Raw genomic sequence first — 15,680 nt, 5'->3', positions numbered from 1 at the left:
TTCCGCCCCTGTTGTTGTGTCAGCCGAGTCTCGCGACCAGTTGTTGTTGCTTGTCCCACCAGGGCGCCGCCGCTTCAATCTGCGAGGCGAGCGACATCAGGCCCTCGTCCGCGCCGAAAGGCATCGCGAGATGCACGCCCACCGGCAGGTCCTCTGCGGTCCAGTGCAGCGGCAGCGACACGGCGGGTTGCCCGCTCGCGTTGAAGACGGCGGTAAAGGGCGAATATTCGAAAACGCCGCCCGGCCCGGTGCGGTAATCGAGGAAATCCTCGTTATCCGGCTTGTGCCGTCCGACCGGCGCGGGCGGCGCCGCCAGCGTCGGCGTCACCAGCACATCGCACGCGGTCAGGAAATGCGCCATGCGACGGCCAAAAGCATGTATCTCGCCAATGGCCTCAAGATAATCCGCGCCGGAGATCTGCTCGGCATAGGCAAGTGCACCGCGTGTCACGCCATCCAGCAGTTCCCGATCGAGCGGTTTGCCCCGCAGGACCGATCGAACCGACAGCGCCGTGCCGCAGGCGACAATACGTGTCCAAGCGATCATCATCGCCTCGACATCCAGATCGGCGGGCAAACTGACCGGTTCGACATCATGTCCAAGGCTCTCGAGCAGGCGACCGGTCTTTTCGACCGCTTCGGCACAGTCGGCATGCACCGGCGTCCCGCTGAGTGTCATCGGGCACAGCGCGACACGCAACCGGCGTGGTGGCGCGACCAGCGCCTGCACAAAGGTCCCTTGCATCGGTGGCGGGAAATAAGGCGCACCAAGATCCGGCCCGTTGACCGCATCCAGAAGCGCCGCGGTGTCGCGCAGGCTGCGTGTCAGAAACCCGTCGATCGCCATTCCGCCCCAGCCCTCGCCGGCCCCCGGCCCTTCCGGCAGGCGCGCGCGCGTGGGTTTGAATCCGACCAGCCCGCAGGACGACGCCGGAATGCGCACCGACCCGCCGCCATCGCTGCCATGTGCAACCGGCACGATCCCTGCCGCAACGGCGGCAGCCGCCCCACCGGACGAGCCCCCCGACGTGTGATCGGTGTTCCAGGGGTTGCGCGTCGGTCCGCCGTAGACCTGTGCCTCGGTCACCGGACCGACGCCAAGTTCCGGCGAGGTGGTGCGACCGAAACTGACCAGCCCTGCGGCACGCAGGCGCAGAAAGAGTTCGCTGTCATAGCTGTGCGCGCTGTCGCGCATCAGGGCAGACCCGTTATTGGTCGGAAAATCAATCGCCTCGGCCCCGAGATCCTTCAGCAGAAACGGCACGCCGGTGAATGGCCCCTTCGGCAGCCCGGCGCGGATCGCATCGCGCGCAACCTCCTCGCGCAGCATCACGACCGCGTTCAGTGACGGGTTGATGGCCGCGACGCGCTCAAGCGCACACTCCAGCAACGTATCGGCTGAAACCTCGCCACTTGCCACCAGCGCCGCCAGCCCCGTGGCGTCGTTCTCGAGATAAATGTCCTGCATGATGTCCCTGCTGTCTTCGTCTTGGGATCACGTTACACGCGCCATCCGAAAAGACCAGAGGCCGGACCTGCATCACGCTCGAGACAAGAAAACCCGCGCCAGTCGATCTGACGCGGGGCAACTCTGATGTGTTCCAAAGGACGCTTTGGCGTCGTCAATCGGCGATACGCGACCCGTCAGGACAGGTCGCGGCGCGCGAAACGCCGCGTTCCCTCAGAACAGGTCCGGTTCGTAATCGCGGCTGTCATCATCGGCGGGAGAATACATGTTGATCTCCATGCCGCAGTTCACTTCGGTGATTTCAGGTGTCTTCCAGGCCATTCGGTATCCTCCCAAGAGTTCTGTATTGGCGCAGCTTATCCCCGGCACGACACCGAACAAATGATCCTTTGGTCTTAGTGCCCGGCCCTTGGACCAAGGTCGCATTTTCCGGAACGCGGTCGCGATCTAGCCTGCGGCCATGCGCGCGTTACTTTGGCTAATGATACTGGGGCTGCATGCCGGCCTGCTCGGCACCGTCGCCCTGGGCGAACCGTTGCCGCGCGAGGAGATCGCCGCGCTTGTGCCGCAACCCTATTCGCTGGGCGAGCCGGTCGGAAATGACGGGGTCTACCAGCTTATCGACATCAGCCGCGCCGATGCGGGGTTCGTGTTTGAAACCGAACCGCTCGCGCCGCTGCCCGGCTTTTCCGGCGCACCGGTGAACCTTCTGGTCCTGCTGGACCATGACGGCAAGTTCCTCGATGTGCGCCTGATCGAGCAGAATGAGCCGATCTTTGTCTCCGGCCTGGGCGAAGCACCTTTTCGTGCCTTTCTTGAACAATATGCCGGGCACTCGATAACCACGTCCCTTGTGGTCGGAACGCCCTACCGAGGCGCATCGCAGGGCAGCTCGCTGGTTTATCTGGATGGCGTCACCAAGGCGACCGCCTCGGTGCGGATCGCACATGAATCGATCATGGCCGCCGCGCTTGCCGTGGCGCGCGAAAAGATGCAGGGCATCAGCGCAGAACCACCGGCACATCCCGACCCGGATCACGACGAGCCGCTGGACTGGCAGGCGCTGGTCGATCAGGGGCTGGCCACGCGCCTGCGCGTCAGCAATGCCGAAATCGAAGACGCATTTGCCGGCACCCTGTGGGAAGGCGATGATCCCGAAGCCACCGATTATCCCGACGAGCCCTATCTCGACCTCTGGATTGTCGATATCGGGCCACCGTCCATCGCCCGCGCGGTGCTCGATGACAGCGGATTGCGGGAATTGGCGAATTTCCTCGAAATCTCCGGCGATGACGAACCGATCCTGTTGATTGAGACCGCCCGTCACGGGCTGGTCAGCGACGATTTCGTGCGCAATACCGCGCCCGACCGGATTTCTGCCGAGCAAAACGGATTCCCCGTGGCGTTGCGCGATGCCGACCTGTTCTTTGATCTGGCAGACGGCGTTCCCGACGGGCGTGCGATGATCCTGCGTACCGACCGGCGGCTGGGCTTTGATCCGGCAAGCGAATGGACGCTGAGTGTCGAGGCGGTCCGGCAACATGGCATGTTCCAGCCCGAGACCGGCAGCGTGACGTTATCTGTCACGCACCAGACCGATGAGCGGTTCTTTGTTCGCCCCGAGGTCGTCACCCCGGCGCCGCCATGGCTGTCTGCCTTGCAGAACCGCATGGCCGATATGGTCTTGCTGGCCGGGTTTCTTGCGCTGCTGCTCTGGCTGCTGTTCTTTCGCATGAACCCGCTGGCGGACAACCGGGCATTCACGCCGATCCGCCTGACCATTCTGGCGGTGGTGATCGGATTTATCGGCTGGTGGGGTCAGGGCCAGCTCTCGATCGTGACGGTTCTGGGCAGCCTGCGCGCCCTGTTCGACAATGGCAGCTTTGCCTTCCTGCTCTACGATCCGTTTTCACTGCTGATCTGGGCGGTGACACTCGCCGGTTTCGTGCTCTGGGGACGCGGGCTGTTCTGTGGCTGGCTCTGCCCCTTCGGAGCGATGCAGGAATTTTCCCATCATCTCGGACGCCTGTTGCGCCTGCCGCGTATCGAGCCTTCCGCCCGATGGGACGCGCGGCTGAAAAAACTGAAATATGTCCTGCTGGCCGGTCTGGTCGCGACGGTCTTTCTCGCTCCGGATCAGACCGATCTCGTGGCCGAGGTCGAACCGTTCAAGACCGCGGTAACGACATTTTTCATGCGCGATTGGTACTATGTCGCCTATGCGTTGTTCTGGCTGGTGCTCGGGATAACGATGTTCAAGGGCTTCTGCCGTTATGTCTGTCCACTCGGCGCGGTGATGGCGATTGGCGGCATGCTGCGCGGTCGCGACTGGATCGCGCGACGGTCCGAATGCGGTAGTCCCTGTCAATTATGCAAGGTCAAATGCAACTATGGCGCAATCAAGCGCAGCGGAGAAATCCAGTATTCAGAGTGTTTCCAATGCCTCGATTGTGTGAGCATCCACAACGACCGGAGTCGCTGTGTTCCCCTGGTTCTGTCACGCAAGAACCAGCTGCGCCGCGAGGCGGCGGAATGATCTCGCGACGCCGCTTCCTTGCGATCGCGGCGGCGGCGGCGGCGACACCCGCCTGTGCCGCACCGGTCAGATGGCAGGGACATGCGCTTGGAGCCGAGGTATCGCTGACCATTCACGCGCAGCCTGACGCCGCCGAGGGCGCGTTGCACGACATGCGCGCGATGTTGCGCCGCGTCGAATGGCTGTTCAGCCTGTTCGACCCGGGTTCGCGCCTGTCCGAACTGAACCGGAACGGAAGGCTGACAGACCCCGAACCGGAACTGCTTGGCCTTTTCGAACAGGTCGACCGCGTCCATCGGGCGACGGGCGGTGTGTTCGATCCGACGATCCAGCCCCTTTGGCAGGCGATACGAAATCGCGAACCCCTCGACCGGGCGAGGACGCTGCTGGGATGGGACCGCGTGGACCGCACATCGCGCCGGGTGACGCTCGATCCCGGTCAGGCGCTGACCCTGAACGGGATTGCACAGGGCTATGCCACCGATCTCGCGGCGAATGACTTGCGCCGGCGCGGCTTTGACCGGGTGCTGGTGAATATCGGCGAATTCAGCGGGATCGGCGGCCCGTGGCGTCTTGGCATCTCGGACCCGACCCAAGGATTGATTGCGACGCAGACGCTGACCAACCGCGCCATCGCCACGTCAAGCCCGGGCGCAATGTCACTTGGAAACGGACAGGGTCACATCGTCGGACCGCAGGGCCAGCCGCCGCTCTGGTCGACGGTCAGTGTGCAGGCCGACAGCGCCGCCATTGCAGACGCCGCATCGACCGCGTTCTGCCTGATGCCGGTCGCGGCAATCCGCAACGCTCTGCCGCATTTGCCCGGAAACGCAAATGCGACACTCGTTGATGACAACGGCGATATCGTTACGTTGGCATAGGCAAAACGCCGGTGCGGCCCGTGCTGAACAGGCCGCACGCAGGCACGCATCTCAGCTCGAAATCATCCGCTTCAGCCAGCTTTTCTTGGCGGGCTCGCCACCTTCTGCCCCGGCGTCGGATTCTCCGTCGGCAGGTCCCTGCACCACCTCCTGGAAGCGCGCAAAGAACTGCGCCGCCATCTTCTTGGCGAAACCGTCGATGATACGGCTGCCCAGCTGCGCCAGCTTGCCGCCAACCTTGGCATCGACATCATAGGTCAGCAGGGTGCCCTCGCCGCTGTCGGCGAGCGTCACCTTTGCGCCGCCCTTGGCAAAGCCCGCAGCGCCCCCCTTGCCTTCTCCGGTCAGGGTCAGGCTCTCACCTTCCACAACATCGGAAATGGTCACGGCCCCCTTGAACGTCGCCTTGACCGGGCCGACCTTCTGCACGACGGTCGCTTCGAACCCGTCCTCGGCGGACCCGCTCATTTCCTGACAGCCAGGCACACATTCCTTGAGCACCTCGGGGCTGAGCAACGCCTCCCACACCACGGACCGCGGGGCGGCAATTTCAATGGAGTCATTCATCTGCATGGCTAGGGTCCTTCAACCTTGTTGGTTTACAGTATTGGTCGGCGCATCGTTCGGCAATCCGACCATTGGTTAAGTCAGCGCAGTTCGGGCGGGTGAAACGTCAGGCCGTGATCGGCGAAAATCCGTTCGAGCCGTCCGTCCGCGATGGCGGCAACGATGGCGTCATCCACCGCGTAAGCCAACGGTCGGTACGCAAAGTGCACCGCGACGCCCACCGTCCAGTTCCCGACAGAGAAGCCCGGCAATGGCGGCGTATGCATCGCAAGTTCGGGTGTGAGCCCATGTTCGATCTGCGCGCGCGCACCCATCGCGGCCTTGGTTTCGCCCTGCGCCAGACCTGTCATGGCTGCCGCCATCGTGGGGTAACGGCGCACATTGCCGACCAATTGCCCGCCGGGAAAGGACGAGAGGTAGAAATCTGAAATCGAGTCATTCTCCACGGCGACCGTATCGAAGCGGAAATAGGCCGGCACAGGCGGATCCTCCGGATAGGCCGACTTGCGGTAGGCAATGGCGATTTCCTCGACATTGTATTGTCCGGTGAACACGACCTGCTCGACCCGACAGGCAAAATCGCTGTCATAAGGAACATGCAGCATGACATTCGCGACGCTGCCGCTGACCACCGGGCCTTTCCACACCCAGTTGCGCAGATCCGCTTCCAGTGTCTCGCCCGCCGCCACCAGCTTGAAACGTGCCTCGACCCCAAGGTCCGCCGCGATCAAACGTCCGAGATCGATATCCACGCCGACCGGCTTGCCGTCTTGTTCGTAGGACCAGGGCGGAAAATCCTCGTACACCGCGAAAGTGATGAAGCCACGCTCGCGGATGGTGTCGAGATCCGCCCCGACCACGTCACGGGCGGTGTTCTGCGGTTTGGGTTGCGGGACGTAATCCGCACAGCGGGCCCAGACGCCGCTTGCCGCGAAACATCCGAGCAGCAATGCAACCAGTGCGGCGTGAAGTGTCTTTTGCATGTGCCCCCTCAGCCCCCGGAAAAGGGCGCGCGCCGGCGCGTCCTTCGGGGTTTGTCGCGGATCAGTGTGCGGCGGACAGACCGATTGTCAACGCCTCGCTCGCCCCCTGGAAGTCCGGAGACTCACCGGTAATCAGGTTGGCCGCGCGATATGCCGGGCTGTCAGCGACCGGTGCGCCCGAACCGGTTTCGATCTCGGCGGCGATCTCGGAGAGCTCGGCCTGCAATGCCGACGCATCATCCCCCGCCGACATGCCGGCCAGTGCATCCCGGATCTCCTTGAGACGACCTGTATAATCGTCCAGCGCTCCATCGTCGGCCCGGGTTTCTATATAGGTCCGGATCGCCCAGGCCGCCTTTTGCCCGAGCAGTTCGCCAAAGGCCGGCATCTTGGTTATGCCATTCTGCGTATAGCCGGTCTGGAACCTGTCCACGAACCATTCATCGCCATATTCCTCGGCCTCAAGATAGCGAAGATCCGGCGCAAGGCCGCCGGAAACCCCGCCAAGCCCGTGGCACCGCGCGCAGTTCTGGTTATAGCCACTGTCACCGATCTCGATCGCCTTGGCCCAGACCTCGGGACCCGCATCGCGATAGGGATTCTCGGTCAGCCACTCTTCGCCAACATCGGGAAGCGCATCGGTGTCGATCGCCTGTGGCGCAACATCGCCATGCGCAAATGCCATGCCAGCCACAAGCCCCAGTCCGAACGCAGCGATCGGCAATCTCAACATGTCTCCATCTCCCTCATGTCTCGTATCAGCGGTGTTGTAGCCCGGTGATGCTGCACTGCGGTATTCGACCTTGGTTATAGAACCGCGCCCTGCAGGCGATTCCTTCGACCTTGGTCTAATGGCAGCGCCGGAACCCATGCCACAGAGTACCGGCAACAAAGGGGGCAACCATGTTCAGACAGTCAATGCTCAACCTCGGGTTGGTGTTGGGCCTCGCCGCACCCGCGTTCGCGGATGTGACCCTGCCGGTCACGTTCCTGCAACAGATTCCGCCGCGCCCGCCGATTCTGTCGAACCTCGATCCGATCCCCGAGGATCTGGGCGCCGCCGGGGCGCGCCTCGGAGAGCTCGAGAACAACACCACCGGACAGTTCCTGAACCAGAGCTACGAGCTCGAGGTGATCCAGCTCGCGCCCGACGCCGATCTCGCGGCGGCGGCAAAACAGGCGCTGGCGCGATCGCCCTACCTGATCCTCGATGTTCCCGCGGCAGCGGCGCAACAGGTCGCGGACCTGCCCGAAGCGGCTGACGCCCTGCTCTTCAATGCCGGTGCGCGGGATGTCGAACTGCGCGATGCGGGGTGCCGTGCCAATCTGCTGCACACGATCCCGTCGGACGCGATGCGTGCGGACGCGCTAATGCAATTCGCGGTCTTCAAGCAATGGAACAGGCTTGCATTGATTTCCGGCGCCCATGCGCAGGATGCGGTGTTCGCCGATGCCCTGCGGCGGAGCGCCACCAAGTACGGGCTTGACCTGATCGCCGAGAAAACCTGGACCTTCGATGCCGACATGCGCCGAAACGCGGCGCAGGAGGTTCCCGTATTCACCCAGGATCTCGGCGATTTCTCAATGCTGCTGATTGCGGACGAACTGCATGATTTTGGACGTTACGTTGCCTACAACACCTGGGCGCCGCGTCCCGTGGCAGGTTCGGAGGGCCTGCGCCCGCTCGCCTGGCACCGCGTCGTCGAGCAGTGGGGCGCCGCCCAGTTGCAAGGCCGGTTTCACGAGCTTGCCAACCGCGACATGACGGCACGGGATTATGCCGCATGGGCGGCAATACGCGCCCTCGGCGAAGCCGTGACCCGCACGAATGCGGGGGATGTCGAAACGATCAGGGCATATATCCTCTCCGATCGCTTCGAACTCGCCGGGTTCAAGGGGCGTCCGCTCAACTTTCGCGCATGGAACGGGCAGTTGCGCCAGCCGATCCCGCTGGTCACGGAACGTGCGCTTGTCACTCAGGCCCCCCTGCCCGGCTTTCTGCATCAGTTCAACGAAATGGATTCACTCGGGCTGGACCGGCCCGAAAGCAGCTGCGAGGCCTTCGAATGAAACACCTGCTTTTCTGTACCGCGCTCACTGCCGCATTGCCCGCCTGGGCCGGCGAAATCTGGGTGACCAACGAAAAGGACAACACGGTCAGCGTTATCGATGTCGAGACCCTGAGCGTCGTCAAGACCTATCCGACCGGTGAACGCCCGCGCGGGATCACCTTCTCGCAGGATCACAGCCGCGTCTATATCTGCGCCTCAGACAGCGACACCGTTCAGGTCATGGACCCGGACAGCGGCGAGATACTGCATGACCTGCCCTCGGGCGAAGACCCGGAGCAATTCGTGCTGCATCCGAATGACCGCGATCTCTATATCGCCAACGAGGATGACGCCGTCACCACCGTGGTCGACACCGAGACCCGCAAGGTCGTCGCGCAGATCAATGTCGGGATCGAACCAGAGGGCATGGCGGTCAGCCCGGACGGAAAAACGGTGATAACCACGTCGGAAACGACGAACATGGCGCATTGGATCGACACCGAAACCCGCACGATCTATGCTAATACGCTGGTCGACTCGCGCCCGCGTCATGCGGAATTCACCCATGACGGTTCCGAATTGTGGGTCAGTTCCGAAATCGGCGGCACCGTCACCGTGTTCGACACCCGGGATCAGTCCCAGAAGGCGCGGATCGAATTTGCCATCAAGGGCGTGCACCCGGATCGCGTGCAGCCGGTCGGTTTCGAATTTTCGAAGGATGGCAAATCGGTCTTCGTCGCGCTCGGGCCATCCAACCACGTTGCCGTGGTGAACGCCGAAACCTATGAGGTCGAGGATTATGTTCTGGTCGGTCGTCGCGTCTGGCACATGGCGTTTTCGCCGGACATGACGCAGCTGTTCACCACCAATGGTGTCTCCGGCGACGTCACAGTGATCGACGTGGCCAGCCGCAAGGCCATCAAGACAATCAAGGTCGGGCGCTTCCCGTGGGGCGCAGCGACCCGTCCCTAGCCTTTGCGCAACCACAGCATTCCGCGTCTGCGCGCACGGGACCGATCAAAAAGCGGCCCTGCCGGCACGAATTGGGCATATGGCCGGTGGCAAAGCGACCCGTCATACGACCATTGTGCAATTTCGCGCCGTGGACTTGCTTCTGATAATACAACCAGCCAGACAGCCAGACCCAACTGGTGTGAAGGCTATGCAATTTTACACCAAGGGGGGAGAAAACCCATGAACAGGTTCATCGCGGTCGTTGCCGCAAGCGTTCTCGCGTCAGGGATGGCGCAGGCTCAGGTCACGGAGGATGACCTCAGGAACGATCAGTCGATCACCACCCAGATCGTCACCAACGGCATGGGCCGGCACCTGCAGCGCTACAGCCCGCTGGACATCCTGAACAAGGACAATGTCAAGAATCTGGTCCCTGCATGGGCATTCTCGCTCGGCGGTGAAAAGCAGCGCGGCCAGGAAACTCAGCCGCTGGTCTATGACGGCGTGATGTATATCACCGGCTCCTACAGCCGGCTCTATGCCATCGACCTCGCCACGGGCACGGAACTCTGGCAGTATGATGCGCGCCTGCCCGAAGGCATTCTGCCCTGCTGTGACGTGGTCAACCGCGGTGCAGCGATCTATGGGGACAAGATCTATTTCGGTACGCTGGACGCCCGCATCGTCGCGCTTGACCGCAAGACGGGCGACGTGGCCTGGCGCAAGAAGATCGCCGACTACAAGGCCGGCTATTCCTATACCGCCGCACCGCTCATCGTGAACGGGCTGGTCATCACCGGCAACTCGGGCGGTGAATTCGGGATCGTCGGCGAGGTACAGGCCCGCGACGCCGAGACCGGCGACCTGGTCTGGACCCGCCCCGTGATCGAAGGTCACATGGGTACGCTGAACGGCGAGGAATCCACCATGACCGGCACGCTGAACGCGACGTGGCCGGGTGATATGTGGAAGACCGGCGGCGGCGCGACCTGGCTGGGCGGATCCTATGATATCGACACCGACACGCTGGTCTTCGGTGCCGGCAACCCGGCCCCGTGGAACAGCCACCTGCGCAATGCCGGCACGCCGACCGAAGGCAACGCCGGCGACAATCTCTACGCCGCCAGCCGGATCGGCATCGACCCCGCAAATGGGGAAATCAAGTGGCACTATCAGACCACGCCGCGCGAAGGCTGGGATTATGACGGTGTGAACGAGGTGGTGGCCTATACCGACCGTGCGGGCAACAAGCGCTATGCCACGGCCGACCGGAACGGCTTTTTCTACGTGCTGAACCGCGAAGACGGTGCATTCGTCAGCGCGGCGCCCTTCGTCAAGGACATCACATGGGCATCGGGCATCGACGACTCCGGCCGTCCGATCTTCAACGAGGACAACCGCCCGGGCAACCCGTCGGACGCAGCGGACGGCAAGAAGGGCGATGTGGTCTTTGCCTCACCGGGGTTCCTCGGCGGCAAGAACTGGATGCCGATGGCGTTCAGCCAGAAGACCGGAAATTTCTACGTTCCCTCCAACGAATGGGGCATGGATATCTGGAACGAGCCGATCAGCTACAAGAAGGGCGCCGCCTATCTTGGCGCCGGGTTCACCATCAAGCCGAACTACGAAGACCATATCGGCAGCCTCAAGGCGATCGACCCCGACACGGGCGAGATCAAGTGGGAATACAAGAACAACGCGCCGCTCTGGGCCGGTGTGATGGCCACAGCTGGCGGCCTCGTGTTCACTGGCAACCCCGAGGGCGAAATCATTGCCTTTGATGACGAGACCGGAGAAGTCCTGTGGTCGTTCCAGACCGGCTCGGGCATCGTCGGGCAGCCAGTCACCTACGAACTGGATGGCGAGCAATATGTGTCGCTCATCTCAGGCTGGGGTGGCGCCGTGCCGCTTTGGGGTGGCGAAGTCGCCAAGAAGGTGAACTATCTCAACCAGGGCGGCATGCTCTGGACGTTCAAGCTGCCCAAGCAGCTCGCCTCCAACTGAGATCACGCCAAACGACACGACAGCGCGCGCCTCACCGGCGCGCGTTTTGTGTTTCTACGACTTTTCGACAAGTGCGCGGATTTCGGCTCTTTGCTAGCCTTTGAAGACACAAGGCGATAGGTTTCCCGTGAACATGATGAACAAGCCCTCTCCGCCCACCACGTTTCAGTCCGCTCTTGTCGTGGACGATCACCCGCTGTTTTGCGATGCGCTCTCGATGACATTGCAGACGGTGGCCGGGATCGGACGGATCGACAGCGCCGCCACCTTGCAGGAGGCCATCGAGTGGCTGCAGGGCCACGACTCGCCCGACGTGATCGTGCTCGACCTGAACCTGCCCGACGTCAACGGTCTCGAAGGCGTGATCCGCATGCTCAAGGTGACCAGCGCACCAATCGTCGTGGTTTCGTCGATGGCCGACAACCGCGTGATCAGTTCGGTGATCCATGCCGGGGCGGCGGGTTTCGTTCCAAAGCACAGCCAGCGTGCGGTGTTCAGGGCCGCTTTCGAAGATCTGGCCCGGGGCGAGGTGTTCGTGCCGCCCGGTTACGACCTGCTGGAGAATGACGAGGCGGTGCCGCAAAACGATGCGGTCAAGCGGCTCGCCAGCCTGACCAACCAGCAGGCGCGCATCCTGCAACTGATCTGCGAAGGCAAGTTGAACAAGCAGATCGCCTTTGACCTCTCGATCGCCGAGACCACGGTAAAGGCGCATGTGACCGCGATCATGCGCAAGCTGGGCGTACAGAGCCGCACGCAAGCGGTGCTGATCGCCAAGGAAACAAGTTTCGGCAGCGTCTTGTCAGACCGCATCTGAACTGGATAGCATCGGCTGGCCAAACAGGGAGGAGCGGCCATGCAGCGGTCCAACGGTCTGTCCGGCGCGTTGTCGCGCATGTCGGGCATCGTACGCTCTGCCTTTGCCCACCACGATGCAGCGGATGCGATCGGCGATCTGGCGCGGGCGCTGGACCCGTCCGATCTCGCCGCTGTCGTGCTGTTCGTCACCCCGCAGGCAGACGTTGCCGAAACGATCAGACGCGCCAAGGCCGTCTTTGCCCCGGCCCCCGTCGTCGGCTGTACCACGGCAGGCGAAATATCCAGCCAGGGCTATTCCGAGGGCGAGATCCTGGCGATCGGGCTGCCGCGCAGCCACTTCATCATCCGCACGTTGCTGGTCGAAAATCTTGAGACCTATGACGCGCAATCGCTGATCGACCGGATGATCCGCAACCGCAACGAGATGATCCGCGACGAACCCGACTGGAGCTATGAATTTACCTTCCTGATGATCGACGGGATGTCGACGCGGGAAGATACCTTTGCCTCGGAACTGTCCATCGGCCTCGGGCCGGTCCCGTTGTTCGGCGGCTCGGCGGGCGACGGCATGGATTTCGGATCGACCTTCGTACTCGATGACGGCATCGCCCACACCAATGCTGCGGCGCTTCTGCAGGTGCGCACGCGCTGTCCGATCAAGGTATTCAAGACTGACCACCTTGTTCCCACGGAACAGCGGATGGTGGTCACCGACGCCGATCCCGACCGGCGCATCGTCTACGAGATCAACGCCGAACCCGCCGCCCGGGAATACGCCCGCCTGCTCGGCAAGGATCCGGAGCAACTCACCACCTTTACCTTCGCGGCCCATCCGGTCGTCGTTCGCATCGACGGTCAGCATCATGTCCGCGCCATCCAGCAGTTGAACGCCGACGGCAACCTGAATTTCTTTTCCGCAATCGACACCGGGCTGGTCCTGACCCTGGCCGAACCCGAGAACATGGCCACCCACCTGGAACGCGAGATCGGCCAGCTTTCGTCGCAACGCGAACCGGACGCGATCCTTGCCTGCGACTGCGTTTTGCGCCGGCTTGAAGCGCAGGAAAAACAGATGACCGGCGCTCTGTCGGACATCCTGTCGCGCAATCGGGTCGTCGGGTTTTCCACCTATGGCGAACAGTTCAATTCGATGCATGTGAACCAGACCCTGACCGGCGTCGCCATCTATCCGCCTGACGAGATCGAGGCCGATGGCTGACTCGCTGATCAATCCCGAAGACTCTGTCGAGCGACAAAACGAAAAGCTGAAGATCATCGCCAGCGCGCTGATGCAGCGCGTCGAACAAAGCGTCGATGCCGCAGGTGCCGCCTATGCCCAGTTCCAGCGGGCCGCCCTGCTCGAAGAGGAAGTCCGCGCGCGCACGCGCGATCTGGAACGCGCGCTTGACCTTTTGAATGAATCCAACGCCCGCCTTGCCGTCGCCAACAGCGAGACCGAGGCCGCGCGCTCGAACCTCGCCAATGCGATCGAGACCGTGCAGGAGGGGTTCGCCATGTTCAATGCCGAGGACGAACTGGTCATGTGCAACAGCCGGTTCGGCATGCACATGCCCGATATTCGCAACCTGCTGCGACCGGGACTGGGCTTTACCGACTATGTGCGTATCGTCAGCAACAGCCGCTATCTCTCCCTGCCGGACCGCGAAACCCCGGACATCTGGGCCGCGCAACGTCTGGTGAGACATAAGGATGCCAGCGTCATCTTCAATGTCCGCATGTCGCAGGATCGCTGGGTACAGGTGAGCGAACACCGCACACGCGATGGCGGCACCGTGATCCTGCAGACCGATGTGACCGACATCATGCGGCTGGAGCGTCAGGAACGCGACCGGATCCTCGACGATCAGGCCTTGCTCATCCGCGCGACGCTCGAACATCTGCGTCAGGGCGTGTGCATATTCGATCAGCTCGGCCGCCTGGTGGGCTGGAATCGCAGGGTCGGCGAATTGCTGTCGATCCCCATCGGGCGCTTTACCATCGGCAGCAGCTTTCAGACGATCTATGACCAGTTTCGCGCCGAAATTTCCCTGACCGACGATGTTGCCTATGGCGAGATCGATGACTGGGTGCGGGGCCGCCGCAGCAGAGAGTCCCTGTCGTTTGAAATCGAACACCGGTCCAGCCGGACGCTTGCCGTGCACATGCAAGAGATGCCCGACCGCGGCTTTGTCATCAGCTTTACCGATATGACACCCGAGCGCACGGCCATCCGTGCCATTTCCGAAGCGAACGAGATGCTGGAGTTGCGGGTGATGGAGCGCACGCTCGATCTTGAGGATGCGTTGTCAGAGGCCGAACGCGCCAATGCTTCCAAATCCCGCTTTGTCGCTGCCGCCAGCCATGATCTGCTGCAACCGCTCTCTGCGGCCAAACTCTATGTCGCGTCGCTGGATGGAGATGCGCTCGATCCACAATCGCGCCAAAGCGCCGCCAAGGCCGCGAGCGCATTGCAGAGCGTGGAAAACATTCTTTCCGCCCTGCTCGACATCTCCAAGCTCGACTCGGGTCAGGCGAACCTGCACCTGTCGACGGTGTCGCTGGACCGGCTCCTGTCGCAACTGCGCGACGAATTGGGTCCGACCGCAGCGGCCAAAGATCTGGACCTGCGCATCCTGCGCACCGGCGCAGATGTACAGAGCGATGCAACCTATCTGCGCCGCATCCTTCAGAACCTCGTCAGCAATGCCATTCGCTATACGGATCGGGGTCGTGTGCTGGTGGGGGCGCGGCGGATGGGGAAATCCGTGCGCGTCGAGGTCTGGGACACCGGCCCCGGCATCGCGGAGGACGAACAGGACCTTGTATTCGGTGAATTCCAGCGGCTGAACGCGACCGCGAGTGCCGCCGATGGCATGGGACTGGGCCTTGCGATTGTCGATCGCGCCTGTGCGCTGCTGAGTCACCCGCTGCACCTGCGCTCGCAGGTTGGGCGCGGAACAGTGTTTTCGGTCGAATTGCCGCTTGCGCCACAGGACCGGCCACAACTCGCGCCGGATACCAACACGCCCGAGCCCTGGCACGACAACCTGCAACACCGCATCGTGCTCCTGATCGAGAACGATGAAGAACTGCGCAACGCGCTGACCCTGACGATGGAAAACTGGGGGCTTGACGTGCTGCCCTGCCCGAACACGGCAGAGGCACAGGCCTTGTTGAACGACATCGACATGGCACCGGACGTGATCGTCGCCGACTACCAGCTTGATGACAACCACTCGGGCCTTGATGCGATCTCCGAGATCACAGATGTTTTCGGCCCCATTCCCGCCTGCATCATCTCCGCCAACCGCAGCGTCGAGCTCGAGATGCGCTGCCGCGAGAGGCGATTGCCGCTGCTCCACAAGCCGATCGACACGGACCAGTTGCAACGCTTCCTGTCCGGCACGCCCTCCTGAA

The 15,680-nt window shown here is 62.6% G+C and carries 13 protein-coding genes; 8 read left to right on the top strand and 5 right to left on the bottom strand.

Features of this window, described 5'->3' with window-relative positions:
* Positions 1-19 precede the first annotated feature (19 nt).
* Together AB9K34_RS11190 and pqqA are read right to left on the bottom strand one after the other, a co-directional pair.
* A complete protein-coding gene (locus AB9K34_RS11190) occupies positions 20-1,468 on the bottom strand; it encodes an amidase (RefSeq protein ID WP_369954507.1) in 1,449 nt (482 codons plus the stop codon).
* Positions 1,469-1,681: 213 nt separating this feature from the next.
* Positions 1,682-1,789, bottom strand: coding sequence for a pyrroloquinoline quinone precursor peptide PqqA (pqqA, locus tag AB9K34_RS11185; protein ID WP_369954506.1), 108 nt, complete (start codon positions 1,787-1,789; stop codon positions 1,682-1,684).
* Between the two features lie 139 nt (positions 1,790-1,928).
* Here pqqA and AB9K34_RS11180 point away from each other — a divergent pair, with 139 nt between their 5' ends.
* Both AB9K34_RS11180 and AB9K34_RS11175 read left to right on the top strand, forming a co-directional pair.
* Positions 1,929-4,004: a 4Fe-4S binding protein gene (locus AB9K34_RS11180; protein WP_369954505.1), complete on the top strand. Its 2,076-nt coding sequence runs from the start codon at positions 1,929-1,931 to the stop codon at positions 4,002-4,004.
* Positions 4,001-4,885, top strand: coding sequence for an FAD:protein FMN transferase (locus AB9K34_RS11175; RefSeq protein WP_369954504.1), 885 nt, complete (start codon positions 4,001-4,003; stop codon positions 4,883-4,885). Before AB9K34_RS11180 ends, AB9K34_RS11175 begins: the two co-directional genes overlap by 4 nt.
* A gap of 51 nt (positions 4,886-4,936) precedes the next feature.
* Here AB9K34_RS11175 and AB9K34_RS11170 read toward each other — a convergent pair whose 3' ends face one another.
* The 3 genes from AB9K34_RS11170 to pedF all read right to left on the bottom strand — a co-directional run bounded on the left by AB9K34_RS11170 (position 4,937) and on the right by pedF (position 7,168).
* Positions 4,937-5,458, bottom strand: a complete 522-nt coding sequence (locus AB9K34_RS11170) for a CoxG family protein (protein ID WP_369954503.1) — start codon at positions 5,456-5,458, stop codon at positions 4,937-4,939.
* Positions 5,459-5,532: 74 nt separating this feature from the next.
* Positions 5,533-6,435 (bottom strand): substrate-binding periplasmic protein, encoded by a 903-nt coding sequence (locus AB9K34_RS11165; RefSeq protein ID WP_369954502.1) that lies wholly within the window; start codon positions 6,433-6,435, stop codon positions 5,533-5,535.
* A gap of 61 nt (positions 6,436-6,496) precedes the next feature.
* Entirely contained in the window at positions 6,497-7,168 is a 672-nt protein-coding gene (pedF, locus tag AB9K34_RS11160; protein ID WP_369954501.1) for a cytochrome c-550 PedF, read from the bottom strand.
* A gap of 170 nt (positions 7,169-7,338) precedes the next feature.
* On the opposite strand from pedF, the gene AB9K34_RS11155 reads away from it, so the two are divergent.
* The 6 genes from AB9K34_RS11155 (at position 7,339) to AB9K34_RS11130 (ending at position 15,679) form a co-directional block, all read left to right on the top strand.
* Positions 7,339-8,505, top strand: coding sequence for an ABC transporter substrate-binding protein (locus AB9K34_RS11155; RefSeq protein ID WP_369954500.1), 1,167 nt, complete (start codon positions 7,339-7,341; stop codon positions 8,503-8,505).
* Entirely contained in the window at positions 8,502-9,458 is a 957-nt protein-coding gene (locus AB9K34_RS11150) for a YVTN family beta-propeller repeat protein (RefSeq protein ID WP_369954499.1), read from the top strand. Before AB9K34_RS11155 ends, AB9K34_RS11150 begins: the two co-directional genes overlap by 4 nt.
* A 222-nt stretch (positions 9,459-9,680) precedes the next feature.
* A complete protein-coding gene (locus tag AB9K34_RS11145) occupies positions 9,681-11,444 on the top strand; it encodes a PQQ-dependent methanol/ethanol family dehydrogenase (RefSeq protein ID WP_369954498.1) in 1,764 nt (587 codons plus the stop codon).
* Positions 11,445-11,577: 133 nt separating this feature from the next.
* On the top strand, positions 11,578-12,261 hold the full coding sequence (locus AB9K34_RS11140) for a response regulator (RefSeq protein WP_369954497.1): 684 nt from the start codon (positions 11,578-11,580) through the stop codon (positions 12,259-12,261).
* A gap of 39 nt (positions 12,262-12,300) precedes the next feature.
* Positions 12,301-13,482: an FIST N-terminal domain-containing protein gene (locus AB9K34_RS11135; RefSeq protein WP_369954496.1), complete on the top strand. Its 1,182-nt coding sequence runs from the start codon at positions 12,301-12,303 to the stop codon at positions 13,480-13,482.
* Entirely contained in the window at positions 13,475-15,679 is a 2,205-nt protein-coding gene (locus tag AB9K34_RS11130; protein WP_369954495.1) for a PAS-domain containing protein, read from the top strand. The genes AB9K34_RS11135 and AB9K34_RS11130 overlap by 8 nt, the downstream gene beginning before the upstream one ends.
* The last annotated feature ends 1 nt before the right edge of the window (position 15,680 follow it).

Source organism: Sedimentitalea sp. XS_ASV28 (genome assembly GCF_041224545.1).
GTDB lineage: Bacteria > Pseudomonadota > Alphaproteobacteria > Rhodobacterales > Rhodobacteraceae > Sedimentitalea.
Note: the sequence above shows the minus strand (reverse complement) of the source record. Positions and strands in the feature narration are given on the sequence as shown.

Bases quoted from the DNA above. Each gene is read 5' to 3' on its own strand.
- AB9K34_RS11190 (WP_369954507.1), bottom strand. From the start codon at position 1,468: ATGCAGGACATTTATCTCGAGAACGACGCCACGGGGCTGGCGGCGCTG.
- pqqA (WP_369954506.1), bottom strand. From the start codon at position 1,789: ATGGCCTGGAAGACACCTGAAATCACCGAAGTGAACTGCGGCATGGAG.
- AB9K34_RS11180 (WP_369954505.1), top strand. From the start codon at position 1,929: ATGCGCGCGTTACTTTGGCTAATGATACTGGGGCTGCATGCCGGCCTG.
- AB9K34_RS11175 (WP_369954504.1), top strand. From the start codon at position 4,001: ATGATCTCGCGACGCCGCTTCCTTGCGATCGCGGCGGCGGCGGCGGCG.
- AB9K34_RS11170 (WP_369954503.1), bottom strand. From the start codon at position 5,458: ATGCAGATGAATGACTCCATTGAAATTGCCGCCCCGCGGTCCGTGGTG.
- AB9K34_RS11165 (WP_369954502.1), bottom strand. From the start codon at position 6,435: ATGCAAAAGACACTTCACGCCGCACTGGTTGCATTGCTGCTCGGATGT.
- pedF (WP_369954501.1), bottom strand. From the start codon at position 7,168: ATGTTGAGATTGCCGATCGCTGCGTTCGGACTGGGGCTTGTGGCTGGC.
- AB9K34_RS11155 (WP_369954500.1), top strand. From the start codon at position 7,339: ATGTTCAGACAGTCAATGCTCAACCTCGGGTTGGTGTTGGGCCTCGCC.
- AB9K34_RS11150 (WP_369954499.1), top strand. From the start codon at position 8,502: ATGAAACACCTGCTTTTCTGTACCGCGCTCACTGCCGCATTGCCCGCC.
- AB9K34_RS11145 (WP_369954498.1), top strand. From the start codon at position 9,681: ATGAACAGGTTCATCGCGGTCGTTGCCGCAAGCGTTCTCGCGTCAGGG.
- AB9K34_RS11140 (WP_369954497.1), top strand. From the start codon at position 11,578: ATGATGAACAAGCCCTCTCCGCCCACCACGTTTCAGTCCGCTCTTGTC.
- AB9K34_RS11135 (WP_369954496.1), top strand. From the start codon at position 12,301: ATGCAGCGGTCCAACGGTCTGTCCGGCGCGTTGTCGCGCATGTCGGGC.
- AB9K34_RS11130 (WP_369954495.1), top strand. From the start codon at position 13,475: ATGGCTGACTCGCTGATCAATCCCGAAGACTCTGTCGAGCGACAAAAC.